Annotated in this window: 26 protein-coding genes; 13 read left to right on the plus strand and 13 right to left on the minus strand. The window is 67.8% G+C overall.

Annotated elements, in window-relative coordinates:
- Window positions 1-8: 8 nt before the first annotated feature.
- Entirely contained in the window at window positions 9-1,634 is a 1,626-nt protein-coding gene (locus FFS52_RS17615; RefSeq protein ID WP_065629757.1) for an acyl-CoA synthetase, read from the minus strand.
- Between the two features lie 101 nt (window positions 1,635-1,735).
- On the opposite strand from FFS52_RS17615, the gene FFS52_RS17620 reads away from it, so the two are divergent.
- The gene (locus FFS52_RS17620) at window positions 1,736-2,557 is read left to right on the plus strand and encodes a crotonase/enoyl-CoA hydratase family protein (protein WP_137810442.1); all 822 of its coding nucleotides are present in this window, start codon (window positions 1,736-1,738) and stop codon (window positions 2,555-2,557) included.
- Window positions 2,558-2,604: 47 nt separating this feature from the next.
- Here the strand turns inward: FFS52_RS17620 and FFS52_RS17625 are convergent, their stop codons facing one another.
- Both FFS52_RS17625 and FFS52_RS17630 read right to left on the minus strand, forming a co-directional pair.
- Window positions 2,605-3,234 carry a PAS and ANTAR domain-containing protein gene (locus FFS52_RS17625; RefSeq protein ID WP_249356436.1) on the minus strand — a complete coding sequence of 210 codons (630 nt, stop codon included), beginning with the start codon at window positions 3,232-3,234 and terminating at the stop codon, window positions 2,605-2,607.
- 235 nt (window positions 3,235-3,469) lie between these two features.
- Complete coding sequence (locus FFS52_RS17630) at window positions 3,470-4,507, minus strand: LLM class F420-dependent oxidoreductase (RefSeq protein ID WP_137810444.1); 1,038 nt, start codon at window positions 4,505-4,507, stop codon at window positions 3,470-3,472.
- A 91-nt stretch (window positions 4,508-4,598) separates the two neighbouring features.
- Between FFS52_RS17630 and FFS52_RS17635 the strand changes: the two genes are divergently transcribed.
- The 3 genes from FFS52_RS17635 to FFS52_RS17645 are packed head-to-tail and all read left to right on the plus strand — an operon-like array spanning window position 4,599 to window position 7,858.
- Window positions 4,599-5,630 carry an OB-fold nucleic acid binding domain-containing protein gene (locus FFS52_RS17635; RefSeq protein WP_058253577.1) on the plus strand — a complete coding sequence of 344 codons (1,032 nt, stop codon included), beginning with the start codon at window positions 4,599-4,601 and terminating at the stop codon, window positions 5,628-5,630.
- The gene (locus FFS52_RS17640) at window positions 5,630-6,673 is read left to right on the plus strand and encodes a thiolase domain-containing protein (protein ID WP_137810445.1); all 1,044 of its coding nucleotides are present in this window, start codon (window positions 5,630-5,632) and stop codon (window positions 6,671-6,673) included. Before FFS52_RS17635 ends, FFS52_RS17640 begins: the two co-directional genes overlap by 1 nt.
- Window positions 6,674-6,679: 6 nt before the next feature.
- On the plus strand, window positions 6,680-7,858 hold the full coding sequence (locus FFS52_RS17645) for a thiolase domain-containing protein (RefSeq protein ID WP_058253563.1): 1,179 nt from the start codon (window positions 6,680-6,682) through the stop codon (window positions 7,856-7,858).
- Between the two features lie 43 nt (window positions 7,859-7,901).
- Here the strand turns inward: FFS52_RS17645 and FFS52_RS17650 are convergent, their stop codons facing one another.
- From FFS52_RS17650 to FFS52_RS17670, 5 genes are all read right to left on the minus strand, one after another.
- Window positions 7,902-8,450, minus strand: a complete 549-nt coding sequence (locus tag FFS52_RS17650) for a carboxymuconolactone decarboxylase family protein (RefSeq protein WP_137810446.1) — start codon at window positions 8,448-8,450, stop codon at window positions 7,902-7,904.
- Window positions 8,447-9,025 carry a hypothetical protein gene (locus FFS52_RS17655; protein WP_249356439.1) on the minus strand — a complete coding sequence of 193 codons (579 nt, stop codon included), beginning with the start codon at window positions 9,023-9,025 and terminating at the stop codon, window positions 8,447-8,449. Before FFS52_RS17655 ends, FFS52_RS17650 begins: the two co-directional genes overlap by 4 nt.
- 32 nt (window positions 9,026-9,057) lie before the next feature.
- Window positions 9,058-9,537, minus strand: coding sequence for an RNA polymerase sigma factor (locus tag FFS52_RS17660; protein ID WP_058253566.1), 480 nt, complete (start codon window positions 9,535-9,537; stop codon window positions 9,058-9,060).
- A gap of 201 nt (window positions 9,538-9,738) precedes the next feature.
- Entirely contained in the window at window positions 9,739-10,191 is a 453-nt protein-coding gene (locus tag FFS52_RS17665) for a nuclear transport factor 2 family protein (protein ID WP_065629762.1), read from the minus strand.
- A complete protein-coding gene (locus FFS52_RS17670; protein ID WP_137810448.1) occupies window positions 10,188-11,507 on the minus strand; it encodes a cytochrome P450 in 1,320 nt (439 codons plus the stop codon). The genes FFS52_RS17665 and FFS52_RS17670 overlap by 4 nt, the downstream gene beginning before the upstream one ends.
- A gap of 338 nt (window positions 11,508-11,845) precedes the next feature.
- Between FFS52_RS17670 and FFS52_RS17675 the strand changes: the two genes are divergently transcribed.
- On the plus strand, window positions 11,846-13,009 hold the full coding sequence (locus FFS52_RS17675; protein WP_137810449.1) for a steroid 3-ketoacyl-CoA thiolase: 1,164 nt from the start codon (window positions 11,846-11,848) through the stop codon (window positions 13,007-13,009).
- Window positions 13,009-13,500: a nitroreductase family deazaflavin-dependent oxidoreductase gene (locus FFS52_RS17680; RefSeq protein ID WP_137810450.1), complete on the plus strand. Its 492-nt coding sequence runs from the start codon at window positions 13,009-13,011 to the stop codon at window positions 13,498-13,500. The genes FFS52_RS17675 and FFS52_RS17680 overlap by 1 nt, the downstream gene beginning before the upstream one ends.
- Window positions 13,501-13,806: 306 nt before the next feature.
- Here the strand turns inward: FFS52_RS17680 and FFS52_RS17690 are convergent, their stop codons facing one another.
- Entirely contained in the window at window positions 13,807-14,430 is a 624-nt protein-coding gene (locus tag FFS52_RS17690) for a TIGR03086 family metal-binding protein (RefSeq protein WP_137810452.1), read from the minus strand.
- A gap of 94 nt (window positions 14,431-14,524) precedes the next feature.
- Between FFS52_RS17690 and FFS52_RS17695 the strand changes: the two genes are divergently transcribed.
- Both FFS52_RS17695 and FFS52_RS17700 read left to right on the plus strand, forming a co-directional pair.
- A complete protein-coding gene (locus FFS52_RS17695) occupies window positions 14,525-15,484 on the plus strand; it encodes a YafY family protein (RefSeq protein WP_137810453.1) in 960 nt (319 codons plus the stop codon).
- Between the two features lie 77 nt (window positions 15,485-15,561).
- Window positions 15,562-16,680 (plus strand): DUF5685 family protein, encoded by a 1,119-nt coding sequence (locus FFS52_RS17700; RefSeq protein ID WP_137810454.1) that lies wholly within the window; start codon window positions 15,562-15,564, stop codon window positions 16,678-16,680.
- A 142-nt stretch (window positions 16,681-16,822) separates the two neighbouring features.
- Here FFS52_RS17700 and fadD8 read toward each other — a convergent pair whose 3' ends face one another.
- Complete coding sequence (gene fadD8, locus FFS52_RS17705) at window positions 16,823-18,469, minus strand: fatty-acid--CoA ligase FadD8 (protein ID WP_137810455.1); 1,647 nt, start codon at window positions 18,467-18,469, stop codon at window positions 16,823-16,825.
- 156 nt (window positions 18,470-18,625) lie between these two features.
- On the opposite strand from fadD8, the gene FFS52_RS17710 reads away from it, so the two are divergent.
- A complete protein-coding gene (locus FFS52_RS17710) occupies window positions 18,626-19,282 on the plus strand; it encodes a GNAT family N-acetyltransferase (protein WP_058253927.1) in 657 nt (218 codons plus the stop codon).
- A gap of 74 nt (window positions 19,283-19,356) precedes the next feature.
- Here the strand turns inward: FFS52_RS17710 and FFS52_RS17715 are convergent, their stop codons facing one another.
- From FFS52_RS17715 to FFS52_RS17725, 3 genes are read right to left on the minus strand one after another with little or no spacing between them, the layout of a single operon-like run.
- Window positions 19,357-19,737 carry a nuclear transport factor 2 family protein gene (locus tag FFS52_RS17715; protein ID WP_137810456.1) on the minus strand — a complete coding sequence of 127 codons (381 nt, stop codon included), beginning with the start codon at window positions 19,735-19,737 and terminating at the stop codon, window positions 19,357-19,359.
- Complete coding sequence (locus FFS52_RS17720; protein WP_068970727.1) at window positions 19,734-20,630, minus strand: SDR family oxidoreductase; 897 nt, start codon at window positions 20,628-20,630, stop codon at window positions 19,734-19,736. Before FFS52_RS17720 ends, FFS52_RS17715 begins: the two co-directional genes overlap by 4 nt.
- A 51-nt stretch (window positions 20,631-20,681) precedes the next feature.
- Window positions 20,682-21,470: an SDR family oxidoreductase gene (locus FFS52_RS17725; RefSeq protein ID WP_137810457.1), complete on the minus strand. Its 789-nt coding sequence runs from the start codon at window positions 21,468-21,470 to the stop codon at window positions 20,682-20,684.
- 91 nt (window positions 21,471-21,561) lie between these two features.
- On the opposite strand from FFS52_RS17725, the gene echA20 reads away from it, so the two are divergent.
- Genes echA20 through FFS52_RS17745 form a run of 4 tightly spaced genes read left to right on the plus strand, consistent with a single transcriptional unit; the run spans window position 21,562 to window position 25,139 of the window.
- On the plus strand, window positions 21,562-22,347 hold the full coding sequence (gene echA20, locus FFS52_RS17730) for a (7aS)-7a-methyl-1,5-dioxo-2,3,5,6,7,7a-hexahydro-1H-indene-carboxyl-CoA hydrolase (protein WP_137810458.1): 786 nt from the start codon (window positions 21,562-21,564) through the stop codon (window positions 22,345-22,347).
- 1 nt (window position 22,348) lies between these two features.
- Window positions 22,349-23,242 (plus strand): CoA-transferase, encoded by an 894-nt coding sequence (locus tag FFS52_RS17735; RefSeq protein ID WP_137810459.1) that lies wholly within the window; start codon window positions 22,349-22,351, stop codon window positions 23,240-23,242.
- Window positions 23,239-24,030: a CoA-transferase gene (locus tag FFS52_RS17740; protein WP_065629771.1), complete on the plus strand. Its 792-nt coding sequence runs from the start codon at window positions 23,239-23,241 to the stop codon at window positions 24,028-24,030. Before FFS52_RS17735 ends, FFS52_RS17740 begins: the two co-directional genes overlap by 4 nt.
- Window positions 24,027-25,139: a nitronate monooxygenase gene (locus FFS52_RS17745; RefSeq protein WP_137810460.1), complete on the plus strand. Its 1,113-nt coding sequence runs from the start codon at window positions 24,027-24,029 to the stop codon at window positions 25,137-25,139. Before FFS52_RS17740 ends, FFS52_RS17745 begins: the two co-directional genes overlap by 4 nt.
- Window positions 25,140-25,283: the final 144 nt, after the last annotated feature.

The raw sequence follows: 25,283 nt of genomic DNA on the forward strand, positions 1-25,283 counted from the left end.
TCGGCGCTCTACTGCGCCTCGTCGGCGGGACGTTCGGTGGTGACCGACGCTCCCCATCGATAGTCGGGTTTGCCTGCGGGAGAACGCTTGATCTCGTCCACGAACCACACGCTGCGCGGACACTTGTAGCCCGCCAACTCTTTTCGGACAACGTCGTTGAGACTCGTGAGCGACGGGCGCGCACCGTCCCGAGTCGCGATGACTGCCGCGACGCGCTGACCCCACCGGTCATCGGCCACACCCACCACGACGGTGTCGAACACGTCCGGGTGGGCCTTGAGCGCCCCCTCCACCTCCTCGGGGAAGACCTTCTCGCCGCCGGTGTTGATCGACACCGACCCACGGCCGAGCATGGTGATCGTGCCATCGGCCTCGAGGACGGCGTTGTCGCCGGGCAGCGAGTAGCGCACGCCGTCGAAGACCTTAAACGTCTTCGCCGACTTCTCCGGGTCGTTGTGGTAGCGCAGCGGTACGTGGCCGGATCGCGCCAGCACACCGACCTCGCCGCTGCCCGGCTCGACCGGCGTACCGTCCTCCCGCAAGACGTGGGTCTCCTTGTCCGCCTTCACCCGCGGACCGCCGGTGTGCGGCGTGTCCTTCGCGACGACGCCCATCCCGCCGAAGCCGGTCTCCGACGATCCGATCGCGTCGATGATGACCGAATTCGGGAACCGGTCGAGGAACTGTTCCTTGACGCTCGGTGAGAACAGGCAGGCCGACGACGCGATCGACAGCACGCTCGACAGGTCACGGTCCCCACCGCTCTCCAGCGCCTCGATCATGGGGCGCCCCATCGCATCTCCGGTGATGAACACGACGTTGACCTTGTGTCGTTCGACGATGTCCCACGCCGACGATCCGCTGAACTCGGGGTACACCACCGCTTTTCCGCCGGCGAAGAGGGACTGGAAGATCGCCCACTGCGAGCCGCCGTGAATGAACGGCGGAATCGGGTACCGGACGAGCTGTCCGCCCTCGGCACCGGTCTTGGCAAGATGCCACTCGTCGGGTACGGGTTCGCTGGTGTACCAGTCGATTCCACCACCGAGGACGCGCCACACGTCTTCCTGCCGCCACACCACGCCCTTCGGCTTCCCGGTGGTACCGCCGGTGTAGAGCATGTACAGGTCGTCGTCGCTGCGTTCCTCGAAGTCGCGTTCGGTCGACGACGCCGCGATCGCCTCCTCGAAACGGATCGCATCGCTGTGGCCCGCGCAGCACAGGTCCTCGTCCGACCCGTCCTCGATGACGACGCGGTACTCGAGATCGGGCGCTTTCGGCAACGTGTTGCACACGCGACCGGCGAAGCTCCGCTCGTGGATCAGCACCTTCATCCCGGAGTCGGTGAAGATGTGTTCCAACTCGGCTTCGACGTAGCGGTAGTTGACGTTGACCATCACCGCGCGAGCCTTGAAGATGGCGACCATCGCCTCGACCGACTCGATGGTGTTCCTGCTGTACAGACCCACTCGGTCGCCCGGTTGTACGCCCAGTTCCCGGAGTTTGTGGGCGAGGGCGTTGGCACGCGCCTCCAGGTCGGCGTAGGAGCGCAAGCGGTCGCCCGACTCGAGCGCGACGCGCTCGGGAACAAGGTCGACGGCATGCTCGATGAGGTCGGCGATTGTGTAGGCCATGGTTCAAAATTAGAACGTGTTATCGTTCTGGGCAAGCGGCAATACGCGCCCGCCACCATCACCTGATCACCACCCGAGCACAGCGACACCGGAGTGCAGCGATGACCACAGCAACCCCCGCCGAGTCCGTCACCGAAAAGGCACCCGAGTGCCTCGTCGAGAAGCGCGGGCACATCCTGATCGTGACGATGAACCGACCGGAGGCGCGCAATGCGCTGTCGACGGAGATGATGCGGATCATGACCGAGGCGTGGGACCAGGTCGATGCCGATCCCGACATCCGGGTGGCCATCCTCACCGGCGCCGGCGGGTACTTCTGCGCGGGCGCCGACCTGAAGAGCATGAACAAGAACGCTCCCGGCGACACCGTCGACTCCGGTGCGTGGAATCCGGCCTCGTTGCCGGCCCTGCTGAAGGGACGCCGTCTCACCAAGCCGCTCATCGCCGCAGTGGAGGGACCCGCCATCGCCGGCGGTACCGAGATCCTGCAGGGCACCGACATCCGGGTCGCCGGCGAGAGCGCGAAGTTCGGTGTCTCCGAGGCCCGTTGGGGCCTGTACCCGATGGGTGGCAGCGCGGTTCGCCTCGTCCGGCAGATCCCGTACACCGTGGCGTGCGACATCCTGCTGACCGGCCGCCACATCACCGCGCGCGAGGCGCTCGAATACGGACTGATCGGCCATGTCGTCGACGACGGGACCGCTCTCGACAAGGCACTCGAACTCGCCGGGAAAATCGCGGCCAACGGTCCGCTCGCGGTGCAGGGCATCCTCAAGACCATCCGCGACACCGAGGGCCTACACGAACTCGACGCCTTCGAGATCGATGCGAAGATCGGCATCTCGGTCTTCGAGTCGAAGGATGCGAAGGTCGGACCCCGCGCGTTCGCGGAGAAGCGCACGCCGGAGTTCACCGGGGAGTAGCGGCACCGGGCGGTCGCGCCGCGCAGCGACTTCCGCGACGCCCCCGGTCAGCGGACGGCGTCCGACGTATCCTCCGACGACCTACGTGGGCGCAGCACGATCTCGTCGAGACGCCGACGATGATGCTCTTCGATGGTCATGCCCGCCTGGATCTCGTCGACGAGGGCTGCGGCGACGTCGCGGATCTTCACGTTCTCCTGCTGTGAGCGCCACCGGAGCACTTCGAACGCCCGGTCGGCGTTGACTCCGTAGACCAGCATGAGCATGCCCTTGGCCTGCTCGATCACGCCGCTGCTGTCGCGGAAGGCTCGTACCTGGTCGTCGACCCGCCGTTGCCACACGGCCATCTCGGCGTCGGTCAGGTCGAGGTAGAAGCCCTCGGTGCCGATGGCGCGCCGCGTGGCGTCGGTGATGGAATGCGCGATGACCGCGACCGGTCGGACCCGCCCGGACGTGTCGACGATGCGGTGCCGACTCGAGAACGGCGCGTGATTGGTGAGCATCTCGGCCAGCACGGCGTCGAAGTGGGCTCGATCGTCGGGGTGCTTGTGGCGGCGCATGAGTTCGGTGGTCGGTTCGACCTCCCCCGGCGCATAACCGTGCAGGGCGGCGACCTCATCGGACCATTCCCACTTCTCGCCCTCGTAGAAGAAGCGGAAGTCGCCGATACGTTGCATGCCCGACGGCATCCGGCCGGACCGGTCGGTCTGCCGACCCGCCGGGAGGCCATCCCGTCCGTGGTCGGCGTCTCCGCAACGGGGCCGTGATCACTTGGCTGCACGCGAGAAATTCTATGTTCGATCGGCATGCACGGCCGCAGGTTCTGCAGTTAGGAAGTCGTCGACGACTGTCGCACGCGGCGGATCACCGATACCGTGTCCCGTCGGGCACACGCCGACACCGGGTGCGTAGTCACACCAACGTCGCGAGTTCCCGGATCGTCTCGGTGTCGCGGGCGGTGACCATGAGCATGGTGACGCCGGCCGCCTCCCACTCCTTGATCTGAGAGCGCACCTCGTCGGCCGTGCCGACGAGCATCGTCTCGCGGACCATCTCGTCGGGCACTGCGGCGATCGCCTCGGCCTTCTTGCCGCTGAGGAACAGGCTCACGATCTCGTCGACGGCGTCGGCGTAACCCATCCGCTTGTACAGCTCGGCATGGAAGTTCTTCTCCTTGGCGCCCATTCCGCCGACGTAGAGCGCCGTCGACGGCCGGTAGCGATCGATGGCCGCGGGCACGTCGTCGGTGATCACCACCTGTACCGTCGCGGCCACCTCGAAGTCCTCCCGGGAACGACGCGCACCCGGCCGCGCGAAACCCTCATCGAGCCACGCGTTGTACTGGTCGGCGAGACCGAGACTGAAGAAGATGGCCAGCCAGCCGTCGGCGATCTCTGCGGTCTGCGCGACGTTCTTCGGGCCCTCGGCACCCAGCCAGATCGGGACGTCGGCGCGAAGCGGATGAGTGATCGGCTTGAGTGGTTTTCCGAGTCCGGTCGCCCCGGGTGCGTCGCCCGGGTACGGCAGCGGATAGTGCGGACCCGCGCTGGTCACCTTGTCCTCTCGGGCCAGCACGTCCCGCACGACGCGCACGTATTCGCGGGTGCGTGCCAACGGTTTTGCGAACGGTTCGCCGTACCAGCCCTCCACCACCTGCGGACCCGACACCCCGAGTCCGACGATGTGCCGGCCGCCGGAGAGATGGTCGAGGGTCAGCGCGTGCATGGCGAGGGAGGTCGGCGGCCGCGCCGACAGCTGGGCCACCGCCGTGCCCAGACGGATGCGCGAGGTCGCCGCGCCCCACCAGGCGAGCGGCGTGTACGCGTCGGAGCCCCACGACTCGGCGGTGAAGACCGCGTCGAACCCGCATTCCTCCGCGGTGGCGATCAACTCCGGCGCTTCGCGAATCGGATCGGTACCCCAGTACCCCAGTTGCAGACCGAGCTTCACAACCACTCCCCTTCTCGCCGGGCCGCGCTTCCCACGGCCTGACATGCATCTTGTGCCCAATACTAGAACGTGTTCTACTCAAGATGTGAGCATGAGCGTAACGTCTCCGGCCGCCCCGAATCCCGTCGCCGAGGTGCCCGAGCCGAAGTCCCCCATCCTGACCGCTCCCCTGACCAACTCCTTCGACTACACACGGTCGCTGGGCCCGGTCCTGAGCCAGTTCGCGCTCGCGTTGCGCGATGGCCGGATCATCGGGTCCAAGGGCAGCGACGGCAAGGTGTCGGTTCCCCCGGTCGAGTTCGACCCCGTCACCGGCACCCAGTCCGCCGAGTTCGTCGAGGTGTCGACCGTCGGCACGGTGACCACGTGGACGTGGAACCCCGAGCCGGTGCCGGGCCAACCGTTGGACACGCCGTTCGCGTGGGCGCTGATCCGTCTCGACGGCGCGGACACCACACTGCTGCACGCGGTTTCGACCGACTCGCCCGACGACCTGTCGACCGGCCTGCGGGTCCACGCCGTCTTCGGCGCCGCGCGCATCGGCCGGATCGACGACATCGCGTACTTCGCCCCCGGCGAGAAACCCGCCACCGCTCCGGCCAACACCGCCGACGCCCCCCAGGGCGCGGAGGCGGGGCTGCTCGTCATCCCCACCCCGGTCAGCACCGCGATCACGCACTCGGCCAACGAGGAAGAGTCCGTGTACCTCGAAGGACTGAAGGCGGGCAAGCTGATCGGCACCCGCATCGGTTCGGGAGTCGATGCCGGGCGCGTGTACTTCCCGCCCCGCGGCGTCAGCCCCGCCGACGGTTCACCCGCATCCGAGCGCGTCGAGCTGGCCCACACCGGCATCGTCACCACGTTCTGCATCGTCAACGTGCCCTTCCAGGGACAGCGGATCAAGCCGCCCTACGTGGCGGCCTACGTGCTCCTCGACGGGGCGAACATCCCGTTCCTGCACCTGATCCTGGACTGCGAGGCCTCTGAGGTCCGGATGGGCATGCGCGTCAAGGCCGTCTGGCTCCCCGAGGACGAATGGGAGTACTCGATCGGCAACATCAGCCACTTCGCGCCCACCGGAGAGCCCGACGCCGAGTACGAGACCTATAAGGACCACCTCTGATGACACTGCCACCGATCGCGATCATCGGCTTCGCGCACAGCCCGAACATCGCCGGCTCCCACGGCACCACCAACGGCGTCGAGATGCTGATCCCCTGCTTCGACAAGCTCTACGCCGAACTCGGCATCGCCCGCACCGACATCGAGTTCTGGTGCAGCGGTTCCTCCGATTACCTTGCCGGACGGGCATTCTCGTTCATCTCCGCGATCGACTCGATCGGTGCGATGCCGCCGATCAACGAGTCCCACGTCGAGATGGACGGCGCCTGGGCGCTGTACGAGGCGTGGGTGAAGATCGCGACGGGCGAGGTCGATCTCGCCTTCGCCTACGGATTCGGCAAGGCCACCGCGGGCAACGCCGACCAGACGCTCACCCTGCAGACCGATCCGTACACCGTCGCCCCGCTGCATCCGGATGCCCGGTCGCTCGGCGCCCTGCAGGCTCGCGCCGGCCTCGACGCGGGCGTGTGGACCGAGGCCGACATGGCCGCGGTCGGTGCGCGGACCTTCGGCGGTTCCGTCGACGAGCTGCTCGGTCGTGAGTACGTCGCGAACCCGCTGCGACAGCACGACATCGCGCCGTACACCGATGCCGCCGCAGCGGTCGTCATCGCCAGCGAGCGCAAGGCCCGCGAGCTGGTGGCCAACCCTGCCTTCGTCACCGGGTGGGATCACCGCATCGACACACCCAACTTCGGGGCACGCGATCTCACCGTCTCACCGTCGACGAAGCTGGCCGGCGACACCGCCTTCGGCGACCGCAGCCGCGCGGTCGACGTCGCCGAGATCAACGCGTCGTACACGCACCAGGAGATCATCGTCCGCAACGCGCTCGGACTCCCCGACTCGGTGCGCATCAATCCGTCCGGCGGTTCGCTGGCCGGCAACTCGCTGTTCTCCGCAGGTCTCCAGCGGATCGGGTACGCGGCCAACGAGATCCTCGGCGGCAACGCCGGCACCGCGGTCGCCCACGCCTCGAGCGGCCCGCTGCTGCAACAGAACATGGTGGTCACCCTGAGTGCCCAGAACAACGAGGGGGCCTGAGAACTGATGGGACACAACAATCGTGCCGCGGTGCTGGGCACCGGGCAGACACGGTACGTCGCGAAGCGGTCCGACGTCACGATGGCGGGCATGGTCCGCGAGGCCATCGACGCCGCGCTGATCGACTCCAAGGTCTCGCTCGACGACATCGACGCGATCGTCATCGGCAAGGCCCCGGACCTCTTCGAGGGGTCGATGATGCCGGAGCTCGCGATGGCCGAGGCCATCGGCGCTGTCGGCAAACGCCTCATCCGCGTACACACCGCGGGTTCGGTCGGCGGTTCGACGGCCAATGTGGCCGCGTCGCTGGTCTTCGCGGGCGTGCACAAGCGGGTCCTGGCCGTCGCCTGGGAGAAGCAGTCCGAGTCCAACGCGATGTGGGCGCTGTCGATCCCGGTGCCGTTCACCAAGCCGGTGGGCGCCGGCGCGGGTGGCTTCTTCGCCCCGCACGTGCGCGCCTACATCCGGCAGTCCGGCGCGCCCGAGCACATCGGGGCGATGGTCGCCGCCAAGGATCGCCGTAACGGCGCGCTGAATCCGCTTGCGCACCTGCACCAACCGGATCAGACGGTCGAGAAGGTCATGAGCTCGCAGATGCTCTGGGACCCGATCCGTTACGACGAGACCTGCCCGTCGTCGGACGGGGCCTGCGCGGTCGTCATCGGCAGCGAGGATGTCGCCGATGCCGCGATCGCCGCAGGCGATCCGGTGGCGTGGATCCATGCCACCGCGATGCGCACCGAGCCGCTGTCCTACGCGCACCGCAACGTCGTCAGCCCGCAGGCCGGTCGCGATGCCGCGGCCGCGTTGTGGAAGGCCGGCGGCATCAGCAACCCGCTGGAGGAGATCGACGCCGCCGAGATCTACGTGCCCTTCTCCTGGTTCGAGCCGATGTGGCTGGAGAACCTGGGATTCGTGGCCGAGGGCGAGGGGTGGAAGCTCACCGAATCCGGCGACACCGAGATCGGCGGGCGCATCCCGCTCAACGCGTCCGGCGGTGTGTTGTCGTCGAACCCGATCGGGGCGTCGGGCATGATCCGGTTCGCCGAGGCCGCCATCCAGGTCATGGGCAAAGCCGGAGACCACCAGGTCCCGGACGCCCGGAAGGCACTGGGCCACGCCTATGGCGGTGGCTCGCAGTACTTCTCGATGTGGCTCGTCGGCGCCGACAAGCCCCTGCACTGAGCGGAACTTCGTGGCATTCATGCGCCATATGTGCGCATGAATGCTACGAAGTGCGTTCGGGGACAGCGCAGGCGAGGCCGTCGGCCATTCCCGTGGGTCGCACACCCAGCGACTGGTTGAGACGTGCCCGCTGATTCTCCCAGGCCACGGTCATGGCGAGTTCGACGATCTGGGTCTCCGACAGGTGTTCGGCCAGCCGGCGGCGCAGGTCCGCGAGATCGTCGCCGACAGCCGGCGTACGGGTCATCGCCTCGGCGTAGCCGATGACGAGTTTCTCCAGATCGGTGTAGGCCGTCGACTCCTCATAGCGCGGCAGATCGCGGAGTTGCTGCTCGGTGATTCCGGCGCCCGACGCCAGCGCGGAGCCGATGTCGAGGCAGAACTCGCAACTGACCATGCCGGCGGCCTTGAGTTCGGCCAGTTCTTTGAGTTTCGGGTCCATCCGGTTGGACAGCAGCATCGCGCTCTCCATCCCGGCGATCCCGCCCGCCACCAGCGGCCGACGAGCGAGGTGGCCGACGAGTTCGGTGCGATGACGCCGGGCCCGCCGCATCGCGCGTACATAATTCCGGATTCGATGCAGTGCTCTCATACCCGTCCTTCCCGATCCGGCCGAAAACTGTAACGCCGCCCCAGCGCATATGTGACCAGCAGCACCAGGGCAGCCACACCGACCGCACCGTGGGCGACCGCACCCCAGGCGAAGACGCCGATCTCGTGGAGACCGCGTCCGCCCATCACCAGTCCGAGCGGCACGCCCGCGATGACGGCGACGGGTAGCCACCGGCGACGCGTCGAGGCGACCGCGATCGCCGCGCCGACGGCGATGAACGCCAATCCGCCGTCGACCATCGCGTGCTGGTTGAACGGCTCGCCGAGCGACGCCGAGATCCACTCGCCGGCAATCATGTTCCCGACGCCATGGATGATCAGGATCGCGCCGAGCGCGGCCGCGGCCACCTGCGCCGCCGACCACCGTCTTCTCCGACGACCGGCAGGCGCAGGATGCAGTATCCGGTCGACCGAAACGTAGGTCGACGCGGGCGGGTCGGGCCGCAAGCCACCGGCGAGCAACTCGAGTTCCGGGTCCGGAGCATTCGGGACGTCGCGCCCGTCGAGAACTGCCGATATCGCGTCATCGAGTCGTTCGGCCGCAGCGATGTCCACGGGGTCGAACTGTTCACTCGGATCGTGAGGCGTCACCTCGGCATCACCTCCCTCAACTTCGCCACCCCGCGATAGACGAGCATCCGCGCGGCCGTCGCCGAGATCCCCATCGCCGCGCCGATCTCGTCGGAGGTGAGTTCGGTGGCGAATCGCAGGGTCACGGCTTCCCGCTCGCGCGCCGTCAGAACCCACAACCGGCTGCGCACGTCGTCGGCCGCGGCGGCCCGCAGCATCGCGGTCTCGGGATCGCCGTCGTAAACGGACACCCCGGCGTCGCCGAGGTCGACCTCGGCGACCGGCACCTCGCGGGATCGCCGGGCCCACCAGTCCGCGACGACATGCCGCGCGATCCCGATCAGCCAGGCGCCGACGCTGTCGCGCCGGTCGTCGAACCGGTCCCACGAGCGCATCGCCTTCACGAAGACCTCCGCGGTCACGTCGTCGGCGTCGGCGGCCCCGGGCACACGGGTCCGCACGTAGCGCCAGACCCCCGCAACGTGTTCGCGGTACACCGCGTCGAACTGATCGACCGCGCCGGACTCCGAGTCGCTCCCCCTCCGTCGACGACGCCGTGGGGGCGTCGGTGAACCTGTCACCCCATCTTCGGGCCCGGCCGACGCGCTGTAACGACGGATGGGAGAACCCGGCCCACAAACGACCGCGGGCGGGACAGGGTGAGCACCCTGTCCCGCCCGTGGCGGCTCGTGTTGCGACTATCCGGCCTTGCGCACCGAGTTGATCGTCTTCTCGACTTCCCAGAAGGCGCGCAGTGCCGACAGCTTGCCGTCGGCGTCGGCGCGATAGGTGAACACCCCGCGCGCCTCGGAGACATGGCCGGCGATGTGGGTGACGATGCTGCCGATGTAGGCTACCTCGTTCCCGCAGATGATCTCCTCGTCGAAGCGGAACTCGATGCTCTCGGTCGTCCCGATCGATTTGTCCCAGAACTCCGAGATCTGCTCGTGCCCGCGGAATCCGACGCCGTCCGGGTCGAACATCGACGGGCCGACCGGGTCCTCGACCGTGGCGTCTGCCGCGAAGTTGTCGATCCAGGCCTGTTTGTCCCTGGATTCCACGAACTCACGCGAACGACGCCCCGCCACGACTGCGGGATGGTTCTCCCGGTCGATGCCGAGGTAGGCCGGTGTCTGCTCTGCTGCGGTCACTTGGTGCCGTAGTCGACGCGGAGTTCCTTGACGCCGTTGATCCAGCCGTGGCGCAGACGGCGCGGTGCGTCGAGTTTGGTGATGTCGGGCACCATGTCGGCGAGCGCGTTGAACATCAGGTTGATCTCCATCCGCGCGAGGTTCGCACCGACGCAGAAGTGCGCACCGTTGCCGCCGAACCCGACGTGCGGGTTGGGATCGCGCATGATGTTGAACGAGAACGGATCGTCGAAAACGTCCTCGTCGTAGTTCGCCGAACCGTAGAACATGCCGACGCGCTCACCCTTGGCGATGTCGACGCCGCCGATCTGCGTGTCGCGCTTGGCCGTCCGCTGGAAGCAGTTGACCGGGGTCGCCCACCGCACGATCTCGTCGACCGCGGTCGCCGGGCGCTCCTTCTTGAACAGTTCCCACTGATCGGGGTTGTCCAGGAAGGCATTCATCCCGTGGCTGATGGCGTTGCGGGTGGTCTCGTTGCCGGCGACGGTCAGCAGGATGAAGAAGAACCCGAACTCGGTCTCGTCGAGCGACTGCCCGTCGATGTCGGCGTTCACCAGCGTGGTGACGATGTCCTCGCCGGGATTCTTACGCTTCTCCTCGGCCATCGTGTAGCCGTAGCCGAGGATCTCGGCGTTGGCCTGCTGCGGATCCGTCGTGTAATCCGGGTCGTCGGCGTTCATCATCGAGTTCGACCAGTCGAACAGCTTCTCCCGATCCACCTCCGGCACGCCGAGGAGGTCGGCGATGGCCAGCAGCGGCAGGTCGACGGCGACGTCCTTGACGAAGTCGCCACTGCCCTTCTCCGCGGCCCGCGTCACGATCTCGCGCGCGGCGTCGTCGAGCTTCTCCTCGAGTGAATGCACGGCGCGCGGCGTGAACAACTTGGAGACCAGCTTGCGCAGGCGGGTGTGCTCCGGCGGATCGTGGTTGATCAGCAATGCCTTGGTGATCTCGATCTGATCGGCGGTCATGTCGTCTTCGAAACGCATGATGACGCCGTTGGCGTTGGTTTCCCAGTCCTCGTTGTTCTTGGAGATCTCGCGGACATGGGCGTGCTTGGAGATCACCCAGTACCCGCCGTCGTGGAAACCACCGCCCTTGCCGGGCGCCTGGGCATTCCACCAGACCGGCGCGGTCTTGCGCAGTTGCGCGAACTCCTTCACGGGGATGCCCTGCTCGAGCAGATCGGGGTTGGTGAAATCCCACCCCTCCTGCTCCATGAACGGGCACTTCGCGACTACGTCGGAAGGGCTCGTGCGCGCAGAATCCGCCGGGGTCGGCTCGCTGCCGATCGGGGCGCTCTGGGCCTGGGTCACGTCACACCACCTCGCTGTGAGATTTAGAACCTGTTTCAATCACATTGAAGCACACTGTGACGCATACGACACCCTCAGACGAGAACTTGTTCTAGTTTTGTTCCCGACCCGGTATCCCGACCTGCGATCTTCTCTCACAGATTCGTCTGCGTTCGTCGTCGTGCAGCGTCGACGCATTGCGTCGAACACCCGCCGAGTGGGCCGCCCTGCCCGCATCATCCACCCCAGCGTAGACGCAAACATAGAACGTGTTCTAGCGTGATCACAGCGGCCTCGACGGACCGTCGTGGCCTCATCCGTGGACATCCGGGTTCACCGGTACGAACGAAGGAGTGGCGATGGGCGTTCCCGTCATCGTGGAAGCGGCGCGCACGCCGATCGGCAAGCGCAACGGTTGGCTCTCGGGCCTGCACGCCGAGGAGTTGCTCGGCATCACCCAACGCGGCCTCCTCGAGAAGGCGGGCCTCGACCCCGCCCTCGTCGAGCAGGCGATCGGCGGCTGCGTGACCCAGGCAGGCGCCCAGGCCGGCAACATCACGCGTAAGGCCTGGCTGTCCGCGGGTCTGCCGGAGGCGACCGGAGCCACCACCATCGACGCACAGTGCGGTTCGGCGCAGCAGGCCAACCATCTGATCGCCGGGCTCATCGCCTCCGACGCGATCGACATCGGCGTCGCCTGCGGGGTGGAGACGATGTCGGTCGTTCCGCTCGGTGCGAACGTCGGCACCAATGCCGGTCCCTACCATGCGGATTCGTGGGAGGTCGACATGCCGAACCAGTTCGAGGCCGCCGAACGGATCGCCAAACGCCGCGGTATCACGCGCGCCGACATCGACGCGCTCGGCGAGCGCAGTCAACGCAACGCCCGCAAGGCATGGGACGAGGGTCGGTTCGACCGCGAGGTCTTGAGCCTCAAGGCGCCCGAGCGCACCAAAGAGGGCGAACTGACCGGGAACATCCTCGACGTCAGCCGTGACCAGGGCCTGCGCGACACCACGCTCGAATCCCTGTCCGCGCTCAAACCCGTTCTCGAGGGCGGTATCCACACCGCTGGCACGTCGTCGCAGATCTCCGACGGCGCGGCCGCCGTGCTCATCATGGACGAGTCCCGCGCACGCGAACTCGGCCTGACGCCCCGTGCCCGCATCAAGGCGCAGGCGCTCGTCGGCTCGGAGCCGCACTTCCATCTCGACGGCCCCGTCCAGGCGACCGAGCGAGTCCTGGCGAAGTCGGGTATGTCGTTGTCCGACATCGACATCGTCGAGATCAACGAGGCGTTCGCGTCCGTGGTGCTCAGCTGGGCCCAGGTTCACGGCGCCGACCTGGACAAGGTCAACGTGAACGGCGGTGCCATCGCCCTGGGACACCCCGTGGGCAGCACCGGGTCTCGCCTGATCACCACCGCCCTGCACGAACTGGAGCGTCGGGACGGTCAGACCGCGCTGGTCACGATGTGCGCCGGCGGCGCCATGGCCACCGGCACCATCATCGAGCGCATCTGATGCCTGCACTCGACCCGAACAACAAGCCCGCGCAACTCGATTCGCCGATCGTCAGCAAGATCATCAAACTGGGGTCGAAGGCGAACACCGCGCTGTACAAGGCCACCGGTGGTCGCGTCGGGGGCACTTGGCGGGTCGGTGCGGGTCTGCGCAAGCCCGCGCCGGTGTGCTTGCTGACCACCATCGGCCGCAAGTCGGGGCAGCCGCGCACCGCGCCGCTGATCTACCTACGACGCGGGGACGCCTTCGTCGTCGTCGCCTCCCAGGGCGGCTCGGCGAAGAACCCCGCCTGGTACCTCAATCTCCGGGACAACCCGCAGGTCACCATCCAGATCGGCAAGGAGAAGCACGACCTCGTGGCGCGCACCGCCACCGATGCCGAGCGCGCCGAACTCTGGCCTGATCTCGTCGACACCTACGCGGACTACGACACCTACGCCGCCTGGACGGAACGAACGATCCCGGTGGTCATCTGCGAGCCGGCCCGCTGACCGCTCAACACCTTCTGCTCTCCCGAGGTGCAACATCCTCCGCTCCCTGAGGTGCGAGGAGCGCAAGATCTTCCGCTCCCTGAGGTGTGAGGAGCGCAAGATCCTCCGCTCCCTGAGGTGTGAGGAGCGATAGCGACGAGCCACGAAGGGCGGCAGGGCATCTCACCAGACCCTTCGTGGCTCGCTTCGCTCGCACCTCAGGGAGCAGGGGGCCGTCACGCTCGCACCCTCGGTCGCCAGACCCTTCGTGACGCGCCCTCCGCAAGCTCCGGGCGCTCCTCAGGGAGCAGGGGGTCGGCACCCGCCTCACGAAGCCGGGGACCAGCCCTCGGGGTCCCGGCCGGTCCAGTTGGCCAGTCGCTCAGTGGGTCCGGCGCCGGGGCGGGGTTCGACGACGACGCCGAACGGCACGTTCGGGTCGGTGCGGATCTCGGCCGGGATGAACTGCTGCGCGACCGCGAGCGTCGCCTCGGCCGTCTCGGGATCGGCCTCCGCGGGTTGGCCCGTCGCGACGGCGAGGTCCCAGCCGTGCACGAGGGTCTCGCTGACATAGCCCCAGAGCGCGCCTGCGCCGGGTACCTCACCCCACGGCACCTGGACCATGCGGGTCAGCGACGCATCATCGGCCCATCCCTCCAGGGCGGCCTCGACCAGCGCAGAGTAGGTGGCAGCGTCGTGCTCCTCGGCGATCGTCCACATCGTTCGGACGTCGAGTCCGTCGGCGAGGGCCCGGGCACGCTCGGCGGTCGCCACGACGTGCGCCGAGAGTGTCCGGACGTCGAAGTCCTCGCAGGGAGTGGGCGCTTCCAGTTGATCGTCGGTGATCCCGGTCAGCAGTGCCGTCATCCAAGCAGTTGCCACTCGGAATGCGGGACGGGGGTCGGCGGGTGCGGCCGGGGCGGGCACGGCCTCTGGTGTGGTTGCGGTCATGATGACGTCCTCTCCTTGTCGTTGGTCGGTCTGACACCAGCGAATCCGCAATACACGACATCTCCTGTCATGTATTCGGGAGAGAATCGCATTCGTGCGCGCCGAACGTCTCATCGCCCTGCTGATGGTGCTGAAGAAGCACGAGCGGGTGACCGCCGCCGAGTTGGCCGCCGAGCTCGGGGTCTCCGAACGAACCGTGCTCCGCGACATCGACGCGCTGTCGCTGTCCGGCGTGCCGGTCTACGCCGAGCGCGGCCGGCACGGCGGCTTCGCGTTGTTACCGGGGTATCGCACCGATCTCACCGGACTGACCGTCGACGAGGCCACGTCGTTGCTCGCCGGTACCGGACGGGTCGACTCCCCCGCGTTCACCAGCGCCATGCGCAAGGTGACCGCCGCCCTGCCCGAGGCGCATCGGAGTCATGCCGTGCGCGCCGCGCAGCGGATCCTGGTCCGTCCGGAGGGTTTCGTCAGAACCCCGGAGATCCTCGACGGCCTCCAGGCCGTACAACTCGCCGTGTTCGAGGGCCGACGGATCCGTCTGAGCTACCGGAGCCGGGCTGCGCCCACCCCGCGCGAGCACGTCCTCGACCCGATCGGACTCATCGTGGCGGGCGAGACCTGGTACCTCGTCGCCACCTCGTCGCGCGGCAGCACGTCGCACGACGGCGCCGGCTCGGCGGAACGCATGTACCGCGTCTCCCGGATGGGCGACGTGGACGTCCTCGACGAACCCGCGCGCCGGTCCGATGACGTCGACCTCGGCGAGATCTGGGAGCGGCATCGTGACGCGTTCCGACGCTCCTTCGAACCCGTCGACGTGGTGATCGACTGCTCGGCCGACGATGCCGAGCAGATCGAGTCGATCGCCGCCGCAACATATCTCGACCGCTCACCAGAAGGACGATGCCGGCTCGGACTCCGGTTCGCCGACCGTCGCCACGCCACGCGCGCGTTGTGGGCGTCGATGTTCGACCACGACTTCGTGGTCTGCGAGCCGGAATGGCTCCGAACCACGCTCACGGCCCGCGCCCGCGTTGTCGGCGGCGACTGAGGCGAGCACAGCGGGCCGCCTGCACCGAACGAATGAATCCTCTCGCGAGGCCCCCCTGCCTGTGGTCTGATTCTCGAATGTTCGGGGTTCTCACTCCATGTCGGCACGCACTCGACGACGACCTGATGGACCAGTGGCGCTCCCACCTGTGCGGGGTCTGTCTGTCGCTGCGCGACAACCACGGCCAGTCGAGCAGGTTGACGGTCAACACCGATGCGGTGATGGTGTCGATCCTCACCGCAGCCCAGTCGACGTCGGAGTGCGCCTCCACCGAGGCCGGTCGGTGTCCCCTACGCGGAATGCGCACGGCGACAGTCGTGTCCGCCGACGAACCGGGTGTCCGCCTCGCCGCGACCGCCTCCCTCACCCTCGCCGCCGCGAAGGCGGCCGACGTCGGCAACGAGCAGCGACACGCGCTGGCGCCCCGTCGGCCGGTACGCGCGAAGCTCGCCGACTATGCCGGGAGCCACCTGCGCCGGAATGCCGCGGCCGACACCGAGGTCGCCCGACGTCTCGATGTCGACGGGATGATGACGACGCTCTCTCGTCAAGCCGAGATCGAGTCGACGAGCGTCGTCCTCGACGACCTCACCCGGGCGTCGGCAGTGGCTGCGGCACAGGTCTTCTCCGCGTCGGCGATACTCGCCGACGCACCCCGCAACGAGGCAGCGCTCTCCGACATCGGTGCCGATTTCGGCCGGATAGCGCACCTCTTGGACGCGGTCGACGACTATGACTCCGACGCCGAGCAGGGACGGTACAACCCACTCCGGTCCACCGGAACGTCGCCGGAGACCGCGCTCGAGCAGTGCCGGCGACTCGCCTCCGCGATCCGGACTCGCTACGCCGACCTCGAACTCGTCGACGACCGACTCCTACGAGTGGTGTTGCTCGACGGACTGCGCCACGCGATCCACAAGCGCATGCACCCGCACGCGGAGGCCCCTTCGGTGGTCGCCGACTCGCGCACCCAGTGGCCGCCGCACCGGCCGTTCGGCTATCCGACCGAGTGGCCGTACCCGCCACCCTTCAAACCGAATCGATCGTTCCACGAACGGATTCTGCCGTTCATCGGCGTCTCGTGCTTCGGCAAGGCCTGCTGCGTCGACCACTGGAATCACTTCACCGACAAGTACAAGGACGCGGTCTGCGACGACTGCGACTGCTGCGATTGTTGCGACTGCTGCGACCTGTGACCCGCCCGGGCGGGCGGGTCGGTTGAGGAGCGAGCGATGCGCTCCCCCTGTGCTCCCTGAGGTGCGAGCGAAGCGCCAACGCTCCTCGCACCTCAGGGGGCAATGGTTATGTCGTTCTTTCGGATTAGGGAGCAGAGGGGATCTAGCCGACGCCGCGGTCGGAGTCGGCCCAGTACTGGGACCGCAGCGCCTTCTTGTCCGGCTTGCCGAGCGCGGTCAGTGGCAGGGCATCGGCGAAGATCACCCGCTTGGGTGACTGCACCGCGCCCTTGCGGTCCTTCACGGACTGCTGGATCTCGGTGGTGATCCGGCCCTTCGCCGCGTCGTCGGCGTCGGCATCGTTGCGCAGCACCACGATCGCGGTGACCGCCTCGCCCCACTTGTCGTCCGGGACACCGATCACGCCGACCTGACCCACTGCCGGGTGTTCGGCGACGACGTCCTCGACCTCGCGCGGGAACACATTGAAGCCACCGGTGACGATCATGTCCTTGGTGCGGTCGACGATGAACCAGAATCCGCCCTCGTCCTCGCGGGCCACGTCGCCGGTGCGCAGCCAGCCGTCGCGGAAGGTGTCCGCGGTCTGTTCGGGGAGGCCCAGGTAACCGCCGGCGAGAAGTGGTCCCGCGACGCAGATCTCGCCGGGTTCGCCCTGCGGGACGGGCTTGTCGTCGGGCCCCAGCAGGGCGGTACGCAGGAAGGCCGACGGCCGTCCGCAGCTGCTCAGCCGACGCTGGTCCTCACCGGGACCCGGATGATCGCCCTTGGCCAGGTAACTGATGGCCATCGGCGCCTCGGACTGGCCGTAGTACTGCGCGAAGATCGGACCGAAGCGTTCTATGGCCTCGGCGAGACGCACCGGATTGATCGGCGACGCACCGTAATACACGGTCTCCAGCGAGGACAGATCGCGCGTCTTGGAGTCCGGGTGATCCATCAGCGCGTACAGCATCGAGGGCACCAGCATGGTCGCGGTGATCTTCTGCTCCTCGATCGTGCGGAGCACCTCGGCCGGGTCGAATTTGGACAGGACCACCATCGACCCGCCCTTCATGAGGGTCGGGACGAAGAAGGCGGCGCCGGCGTGCGAGAGGGGCGTGCAGAGCAGGAACCGCGGGTGTTCTGGCCATTCCCATTCGGCGAGCTGGATCTGCGTCATCGTCGACATCGCGCGAGCCGTCCCGATGACGCCCTTCGGCTTGCCGGTGGTGCCGCCGGTGTAGGTGATCGAGACGACGTGGTCGGGTGAGAGATGCGCGGCGACAAGGGGCTTCGGCTCGAAGTTGTCGGCTTCGGCGATCACGTCCCGCGCGTGGGCGGCGAGTTGCTCCGGCACCGGCCCGAGCGTCAGCACCTGCTTGAGACCGGGAACCCGTTCGAGCAGTGCCGCGGCCCGCTCGACGAACATGGGCACCGGGTCGATGATGAGAGTCGACACGCCGGCGTCGGAGAGCACGTACGCGTGGTCGTCGAGTGAGCCCAGGGGATGCAGTGCGGTGCGGCGCCATCCCTGCGTCTGGCCGGCGCCGATCACGAACAGCACCTCGGGCCGATTCAGCGCGAGTAGGCCGACCGCGGTTCCCGTACCGGCACCCAACCCCTCGAACGCCTGGATGTAGCGGCTGATCGACGCCGCCATCTCACCGCCGGTCATCTCGGTGTCGCCGAGAGACAGCACCGTGCGGTCGGCGTGCCGCCGCAGCGCCGCGACCATCAGGTCGCCCATGTGCGTGCCCCCGCGCAGGTGATCGAAGTCGGCCGGTGCTGTCGTCGTACCCTCGCTCGTCATGACCACCAGACTAGGACGTGTTACAGCTCTAGGGAAGAATCTCCACCAAAACCGCACCATGAGGCACGAGAACGTGTTCTAACATTCCCTCGCGGATGCGCCTTCCGCGAACCTGAAGTCCGCCACCGGCGAGGGGTGGTGACCTAGGATCGAACCATGACTGATCTCGACCTCGCCACCACCCGGCGTGACATCGCCGACGCCCTGCTGACCGCCCTCGAACGCCGCCACGAGGTCCTCGATGCCATCGTCGACGCCGAGAATCACGACGAGGCCGTCACCGCGATCGTCGACCTGCTCGGCAAATCCAAGCTCGGCGCCGAGGCCATCCTCGACATGAAGCTCGACCAGCTCACCAAGGACGACCGCCGCAAGAACCAGGCCGAACTCGACGACCTCAACAGCGCCCTCACCTTCACGCTCGCCGAACGTCCGGCCAGCAGTGGGGACACCCTTGATCTCCGTCCGTTCGACCCGTCCGCCGACGCCGAACTGTTCTCGGCGCGCACCAACGAGATCGGCACCGCCGGCGACGGTTCGGGCGCTCCCGCCGGCGATGTCGCGGCCGAGATCGATGCCGCCACCGCCCGGGTCGACGCCGAGGAAGCCGTCTGGCTGGTCGCCGTCGAAGGTGAGTCGAAGGTCGGCTTCGTGTTCGGCGAACTGAAGGACGGCGAGATCGACCTGCGCATCTGGATCCACCCGCAGTTCCGCAAGTCGGGGTACGGCACCGCAGCGCTACGCAAGTCCCGTTCGGAGATGGCGGCGTACTTCCCCGGCGTGCCGATGGTCGTGCGCGCGCCCAGCGCCTGACGGTCCACCTACAGTCGACGAACCCACCGCCCGTTCGGGGTGGTGGGTTCGTCTGTTGGTGGCGTGCCGGACGGTCAGGCCCGTTGGGGCCGCGGGAGGCCGAAGTGGGCGACGATCGCGCGGATCCGGTTGTCCTCGTCGACCACGAAGGTCTCGGACACGGTGGCACCCAGCCGAAGGGTCTTGGGTCGGACGTGGACGACGTAGCGCGTGGTGACGCTGTGCCCGTCCACCGTGGCGGTGAAGTCCGAGATCCGGTGGATGAGGCGGAATTGCGGGCCACGCGCGAGGCTGCGGGCGATGTGGTCGCCGTCGCGCCCGGTCCGCACACCGAACTCCACGCGGGTGCAGTCCGGGTGCAGGGCGACCGCGGACGGATCGTGACTCACCAAGGCGTCCACATAAGCGCGCGCCGCGGCGATCCGCTCGGCCGAGGGATCTCGGGACGAGGTCATCGCGCGCCGTACACCGGCATCGGTACCGGCGCCTTGGCCAGGATCTCCTCGATCACCGGGCCGAGCTCGCCGGCCTCCCACCGAGAACCCTTGTCCCGCTCGATGCTTCGCTGCCATCCATCGGTGACCGAGATCTTGCCGCCCTCGACTTCGAACACCCGGCCGGTCACCGAGCCCGCCGCGGGCGAACCCAGCCAGACCACGAGGGGCGAGACGTTCGCCGGATCCATCGTGTCGAAGGAACCGTCGGCGGGCGCCGCCATCTGAGCGGCCATCGCCTCGCCGGCACCCATGGTCATCTGGGTACGGGCGGCCGGAGCGATCGCGTTCACGGTCACACCATACGACCCCAGTTCCGCGGCCGCCTGGATCGTCAGGGCCGCGATGCCGGCCTTTGCCGCGACGTAGTTGCCCTGGCCCACCGAACCGTACAGTCCCGCACCGGAACTCGTGTTGATGATGCGCGCCTGCGGAACGTCGCCGGCCTTCGCCTGGGCGCGCCAGTGCGCGGCCGCGTGCCGCAGACCGACGAAGTGCCCTTTGAGATGTACGCGGACGACCGCATCCCACTCGTCCTCCGACAGCGAGACCAGCATCCGGTCGCGCACGAAACCCGCGTTGTTGACCAGGACGTCGAGGCGTCCGAACGCGGAGAGTGCGGTCTCGACCATGGCCGCACCCGAATCCCAGTCCGCGACGTCGCCCACCGACGCGACTGCCTGCCCGCCGGCGGCGACGATTTCGTCGACGACCTCACTCGCGGGGTCCTCGGCGTAGTCGTTGACGACGACCTTCGCGCCGTCGGCGGCGAACGCGAGGGCGTGGGCGCGTCCGATGCCCTGGCCGGCACCGGTCACGATGACGACACGACCCTCATTCAACTTGCTGGTCACTGATGTTCTTCCTTTCCGAAGTGTCTGCGGCCCCGAACCGCACACCGGGTCTCAGACTGCGTTACCGGCCGTGGCGGCGTCGAGGAATGCCGGCTTCTCGCCACCGCCGTGGACGGTCAGCGTCGACCCGGTGATGTAACCGGCAAGCGGTGACAAGAGAAAGGCGACTGCGTTGCCGACATCGGCGGGCGTGGCCATCCGCCCCATCGGGATGGTCTCGCCGACGGCTGCCACACCGGCGTCGTCCCCGTAGTGCAGGTGGGACTGTTCGGTGACGACCGGGCCGGCCACGACCGAGTTCACCCGAACCCGCGGCGCCCACTCGACGGCGAGCGAGCTCATCAGGTTGTCGAGTCCGGCCTTCGCCGCACCGTAGGCCGAGGTGCCGGGTGACGGCCGGTGGCCGCTCACGCTCGAGATGTTCACGATGGCACCACCATCGGACTGCGTCTGCATCACCGCGTTGGCCGCGCGGGCCACGGCCAGCGGGGCCAGCAGATTGAGGTCGACGATCTTGCTCGCGAACCGGGCCGACGCGTCGGCGGCCAACGCGAACGGGGAGCCGCCGGCATTGTTCACGACACCGTCGATGCGTCCGGCCCGCCCGATGATGTCGTCCATCATCGCCACGACCGCATCCGCGTCGCGGACATCGCAGGACACGAAGTCGAGATCGCGGAGGTCGTCGGCGAGATTGTCGGCGTTGCGACCACAGATCACCGGACGGGCGCCGAGCGAACCCAGGACGCGGGTGATCCCGGCACCCACCCCGCGCGCCCCGCCCGTGACCAGGATGACCTTCCCGACCAGGCCCAGCTCGACCTGTGACTGCGTCTGCATGGGTGCTACCCTACCAAACAACCAAGCACTTGCTTGGTGCGCTTCCGCAGTCCCCTCGGACTGTCCGGACCGCCCCATGAGAGGAGCCCGCGTGCCGATCACCACGACACGTTCCGATACCGGGATCGTGACCGTCACCGTCGACTATCCGCCGGTCAACGCGCTGCCATCGGCCGCATGGTTCGAACTCGGCGACGCCATCACCGCCGCCGGCCGGGACCCCTCCACCCACGTGGTGGTGCTCCGCGCAGAGGGTCGGGGCTTCAACGCGGGCGTCGACATCAAGGAGATGCAGGCGACCGACGGCTTCGACGCCCTGATCGGCGCCAACCGCGGATGCGCCGCCGCCTTCAGCGCCGTCTACGACTGCGCCGTGCCCGTCGTCGTCGCCGTCAACGGGTTCTGCGTGGGCGGCGGCATCGGCCTCGTCGGGAACGCCGACGTCATCGTGGCCTCCGACGACGCCGTCTTCGGACTACCCGAGGTGGACCGCGGAGCACTCGGCGCCGCAACCCATCTCGCGCGGCTCGTGCCACAGCACATGATGCGCACCCTCTACTTCACCGCCAAGAACGTCACCGCCCAGCAACTCGAGCACTTCGGTTCGGTCTACCGGGTCGTGCCCCGCGAGGACCTGCTCGACGCGGCACTCGAGGTCGCAGAGGCCATCGCCGCCAAAGACACTCGCGTGATCCGCGCGGCGAAGGAGGCGATCAACAACATCGACCCCGTCGATGTCAAGGCGAGTTACCGCCTCGAGCAGGGGTACACCTTCGAGTTGAACCTGGCCGGCGTCGCCGATGAGCACCGCGACGCGTTCGTGTCGACCGGCAAGCCACTTGCCGCGAATTCCGCCTCGGATGGAGGACGTGCCTGACATGCCCACCGACAAGACAAGCACTTTCGACGACGTCATCGCCGAGCTACGCGACGGCATGACCATCGGCATCGGCGGATGGGGTTCGCGCCGCAAGCCGATGGCGTTGGTCCGTGCGCTCGCCCGCTCCGACGTCAAGGACCTCACCGTGGTGACCTACGGTGGCCCCGACCTCGGATTGCTCTGCGCGGCAGGGAAGGTGCGCCGCGCGTACTACGGCTTCGTTTCCCTCGACTCGGCTCCGTTCTACGATCCGTGGTTCGCCAAGGCGCGCACCAACGGCGAGATCGAGGTACGCGAGATGGACGAGGGCATGGTGAAATGCGGCCTCGAAGCGGCCGCCGCACGCGTGCCGTTCCTGCCCATTCGTGCCGGCCTCGGCTCGGACGTCCTCAACTTCTGGGAGGGTGAGCTGAAGACCGTCACCTCGCCCTATCCCGACGCCGACGGCCGGACGCAGACGCTGGTGGCCATGCCGGCACTGAAGCTCGACGCCGCATTCGTGCACCTGGATCTGGCCGATGCCCACGGCAATGCCGCCTACACCGGGGTCGACCCGTACTTCGACGACCTCTACTGCGCGGCTGCCGAACGACGCTATCTCGAGGCCGATCAGATCGTCTCCACCGAGGTGCTCGTCAAAACCGTTCCGCACCAGCGCCTTCTGCTCAACCGCATGGCCGTGGACCGGGTCGTCCACGCGCCCAACGGTGCGCACTTCACGTTCGCCGGTGACTACGGGCGCGACGAGAAGTTCCAGCAGTTCTATGTGGCGTCGGCGAAGGAGCCCGAGACCTGGGACGCGTTCTCGCGCCGATTCCTCCAGGTCGACGAACAGACCTACCAGCGAGAAGTGACCGCCTGGCAGGACGAGCAGAAGGAGACCGGACAGTGAGCACCGCCGAAACCGCGACCACGCCCGGTGAATCGTCCGGTACGGATGAACCCACCCGAGCCGAGTACTGTGTGATCTCCTGCGCCGACATCTTCGCCGGCGCCGGCGAGATCATGGCCTCGCCGATGGCGCCCACTCCCCTGCTCGGCGCCCGGCTCGCGCGTCTCACCACCGAACCCGACCTGCTGATCACCGACGGCGAGGCGCTGATCCTCGCCGACACCCCGCCGATCGGGAAGACCGGGCCGATCGAGGGGTGGATGCCGTTCCGCAAGGTGTTCGACGTCGTGGCATCGGGTCGGCGCCATGTTGTCATGGGCGCCAACCAGATCGACCGGCACGGCAACCAGAACCTGTCGGCGTTCGGTCCGTTGCAGCACCCCACTCGCCAGATGTTCGGTGTGCGTGGCGCGCCCGGCAACACCATCAACCACCCCACCAGCTATTGGGTGGCCCGCCACACCGCGCGCGTCTTCGGCGAGTCCGTCGACATCGTGTCGGGCGTCGGTTTCGACAAGGTCGATCCGGAGAACCCGGCCTTCGACGACCTGAACATCCATCGCGTGGTCACCAACCTCGGCGTCTTCGACTTCGGCGGACCAGGCCACACCATGCGGGCCCTGTCCCTGCATCCCGGGGTCGGCGCCGACGAGGTCGCCGAGAACACCGGCTTCGAGGTCGAAGGCCTTGCCGACGCACCCGAAACGCGCCGGCCGACGGCAGAGGAGCTCGGTCTGATCCGGGACGTCCTCGACCCGAAGGGCTTCCGCAACAAGGAAGTCCGATGAGCAGTCCCACCAGCGCACAACCGAGTCCCGCGCGCGCCGCCGGACTGTCGACGTCGTTCACCGAGCTCGTCGGCATCGAGTACCCGATCGTCCAGACCGGCATGGGATGGGTGTCCGGACCGTCGCTGACCTCGGCAACCTCGAACGCCGGCGGGCTGGGCATCCTGGCGTCGGCCACGATGACGTTCGCGGAACTCGAGGCGGCCATCGCGAAGACGAAATCGTTGACGGACAAGCCATTCGGTGTGAACATGCGTGCCGACGCGACCGATGCCCCCGAACGCATCGACCTGTTGATCCGAGAGGGCGTCAAGGTCGCCTCCTTCGCGCTGGCCCCGAAACCCGAACTGATCGCGAAGCTCAAGGACAACGGCATCGTCGTGATCCCGTCGATCGGTGCGGCCAAACATGCCGTCAAGGTCGCCTCGTGGGGTGCCGACGCAGTGATCGTCCAGGGCGGCGAGGGCGGTGGTCACACCGGACCGGTCGCCACCACCCTGCTGCTGCCGTCGGTGCTGGATGCGCTGTCCGCCAAGGGTATCGACATGCCGGTGGTCGCCGCGGGCGGGTTCTTCGACGGCCGTGGGCTCGCCGCCGCACTCGCCTACGGGGCTCAGGGCGTGGCCATGGGCACCCGGTTCCTGCTGACGTCGGACAGTGCCGTGCCCGACTCCGTCAAGCAGGAGTACCTCGCCCGCGGTCTCGGCGACACCGTTGTCTCGGTCAAGGTCGACGGCATGCCGCACCGCGTGTTGCGTACCCCGCTGGTGGAGGCGCTCGAGAGCGGGAGCCCGGCCCGGGCCCTCGTCGCCGCGGCCCGCAATGCCAACGAGTTCAAGCAGATGACCGGCATGCGCTGGACGACGATGCTCAAAGACGGGCGCACGATGAAGAAGTCGCGCGAACGCACGTGGCAGCAGGTCATCATGGCGGGCAACACCCCCATGCTGCTCAAGGCCGGCCTCGTCGAAGGTGACACCCGCGCCGGCGTGCTCGCCTCCGGCCAGGTCGTCGGCATGATCGACGATCTACCCAGCTGTGACGAGTTGATCCAGTCGATCATGACCCAGGCGCACGAACGGTTGAAGGCTCTCGGGTCGTTGGGCTAGGGGCCGCGGCCGCCGGGCCTTCGAGGCTCGTCGCTTGCGCTCCTCACACCTCAGGCAGCGCAGGGGCGGGCCGTCACCCCCCCCTCCCCCTGAGGAGGCCCGGAGCCTTCGAGGCTCGTCGCTTGCGCTCCTCACACCTCAGGC

The organism is Gordonia sp. ALPHA1B1 (assembly GCF_005502615.1).
GTDB classification, from domain to species: Bacteria; Actinomycetota; Actinomycetes; order Mycobacteriales; family Mycobacteriaceae; genus Gordonia; species Gordonia hongkongensis.

What these genes read in the sequence shown, in the direction of transcription:
- FFS52_RS17615 (WP_065629757.1), bottom strand. Translation starts at nt 1,634, where the DNA reads ATGGCCTACACAATCGCCGACCTCATCGAGCATGCCGTCGACCTTGTT.
- FFS52_RS17620 (WP_137810442.1), top strand. Translation starts at nt 1,736, where the DNA reads ATGACCACAGCAACCCCCGCCGAGTCCGTCACCGAAAAGGCACCCGAG.
- FFS52_RS17625 (WP_249356436.1), bottom strand. Translation starts at nt 3,234, where the DNA reads ATGCAACGTATCGGCGACTTCCGCTTCTTCTACGAGGGCGAGAAGTGG.
- FFS52_RS17635 (WP_058253577.1), top strand. Translation starts at nt 4,599, where the DNA reads ATGAGCGTAACGTCTCCGGCCGCCCCGAATCCCGTCGCCGAGGTGCCC.
- FFS52_RS17640 (WP_137810445.1), top strand. Translation starts at nt 5,630, where the DNA reads ATGACACTGCCACCGATCGCGATCATCGGCTTCGCGCACAGCCCGAAC.
- FFS52_RS17645 (WP_058253563.1), top strand. Translation starts at nt 6,680, where the DNA reads ATGGGACACAACAATCGTGCCGCGGTGCTGGGCACCGGGCAGACACGG.
- FFS52_RS17650 (WP_137810446.1), bottom strand. Translation starts at nt 8,450, where the DNA reads ATGAGAGCACTGCATCGAATCCGGAATTATGTACGCGCGATGCGGCGG.
- FFS52_RS17675 (WP_137810449.1), top strand. Translation starts at nt 11,846, where the DNA reads ATGGGCGTTCCCGTCATCGTGGAAGCGGCGCGCACGCCGATCGGCAAG.
- FFS52_RS17680 (WP_137810450.1), top strand. Translation starts at nt 13,009, where the DNA reads ATGCCTGCACTCGACCCGAACAACAAGCCCGCGCAACTCGATTCGCCG.
- FFS52_RS17690 (WP_137810452.1), bottom strand. Translation starts at nt 14,430, where the DNA reads ATGACCGCAACCACACCAGAGGCCGTGCCCGCCCCGGCCGCACCCGCC.
- FFS52_RS17700 (WP_137810454.1), top strand. Translation starts at nt 15,562, where the DNA reads ATGTTCGGGGTTCTCACTCCATGTCGGCACGCACTCGACGACGACCTG.
- fadD8 (WP_137810455.1), bottom strand. Translation starts at nt 18,469, where the DNA reads ATGACGAGCGAGGGTACGACGACAGCACCGGCCGACTTCGATCACCTG.
- FFS52_RS17710 (WP_058253927.1), top strand. Translation starts at nt 18,626, where the DNA reads ATGACTGATCTCGACCTCGCCACCACCCGGCGTGACATCGCCGACGCC.
- FFS52_RS17715 (WP_137810456.1), bottom strand. Translation starts at nt 19,737, where the DNA reads ATGACCTCGTCCCGAGATCCCTCGGCCGAGCGGATCGCCGCGGCGCGC.
- FFS52_RS17725 (WP_137810457.1), bottom strand. Translation starts at nt 21,470, where the DNA reads ATGCAGACGCAGTCACAGGTCGAGCTGGGCCTGGTCGGGAAGGTCATC.
- FFS52_RS17735 (WP_137810459.1), top strand. Translation starts at nt 22,349, where the DNA reads ATGCCCACCGACAAGACAAGCACTTTCGACGACGTCATCGCCGAGCTA.
- FFS52_RS17745 (WP_137810460.1), top strand. Translation starts at nt 24,027, where the DNA reads ATGAGCAGTCCCACCAGCGCACAACCGAGTCCCGCGCGCGCCGCCGGA.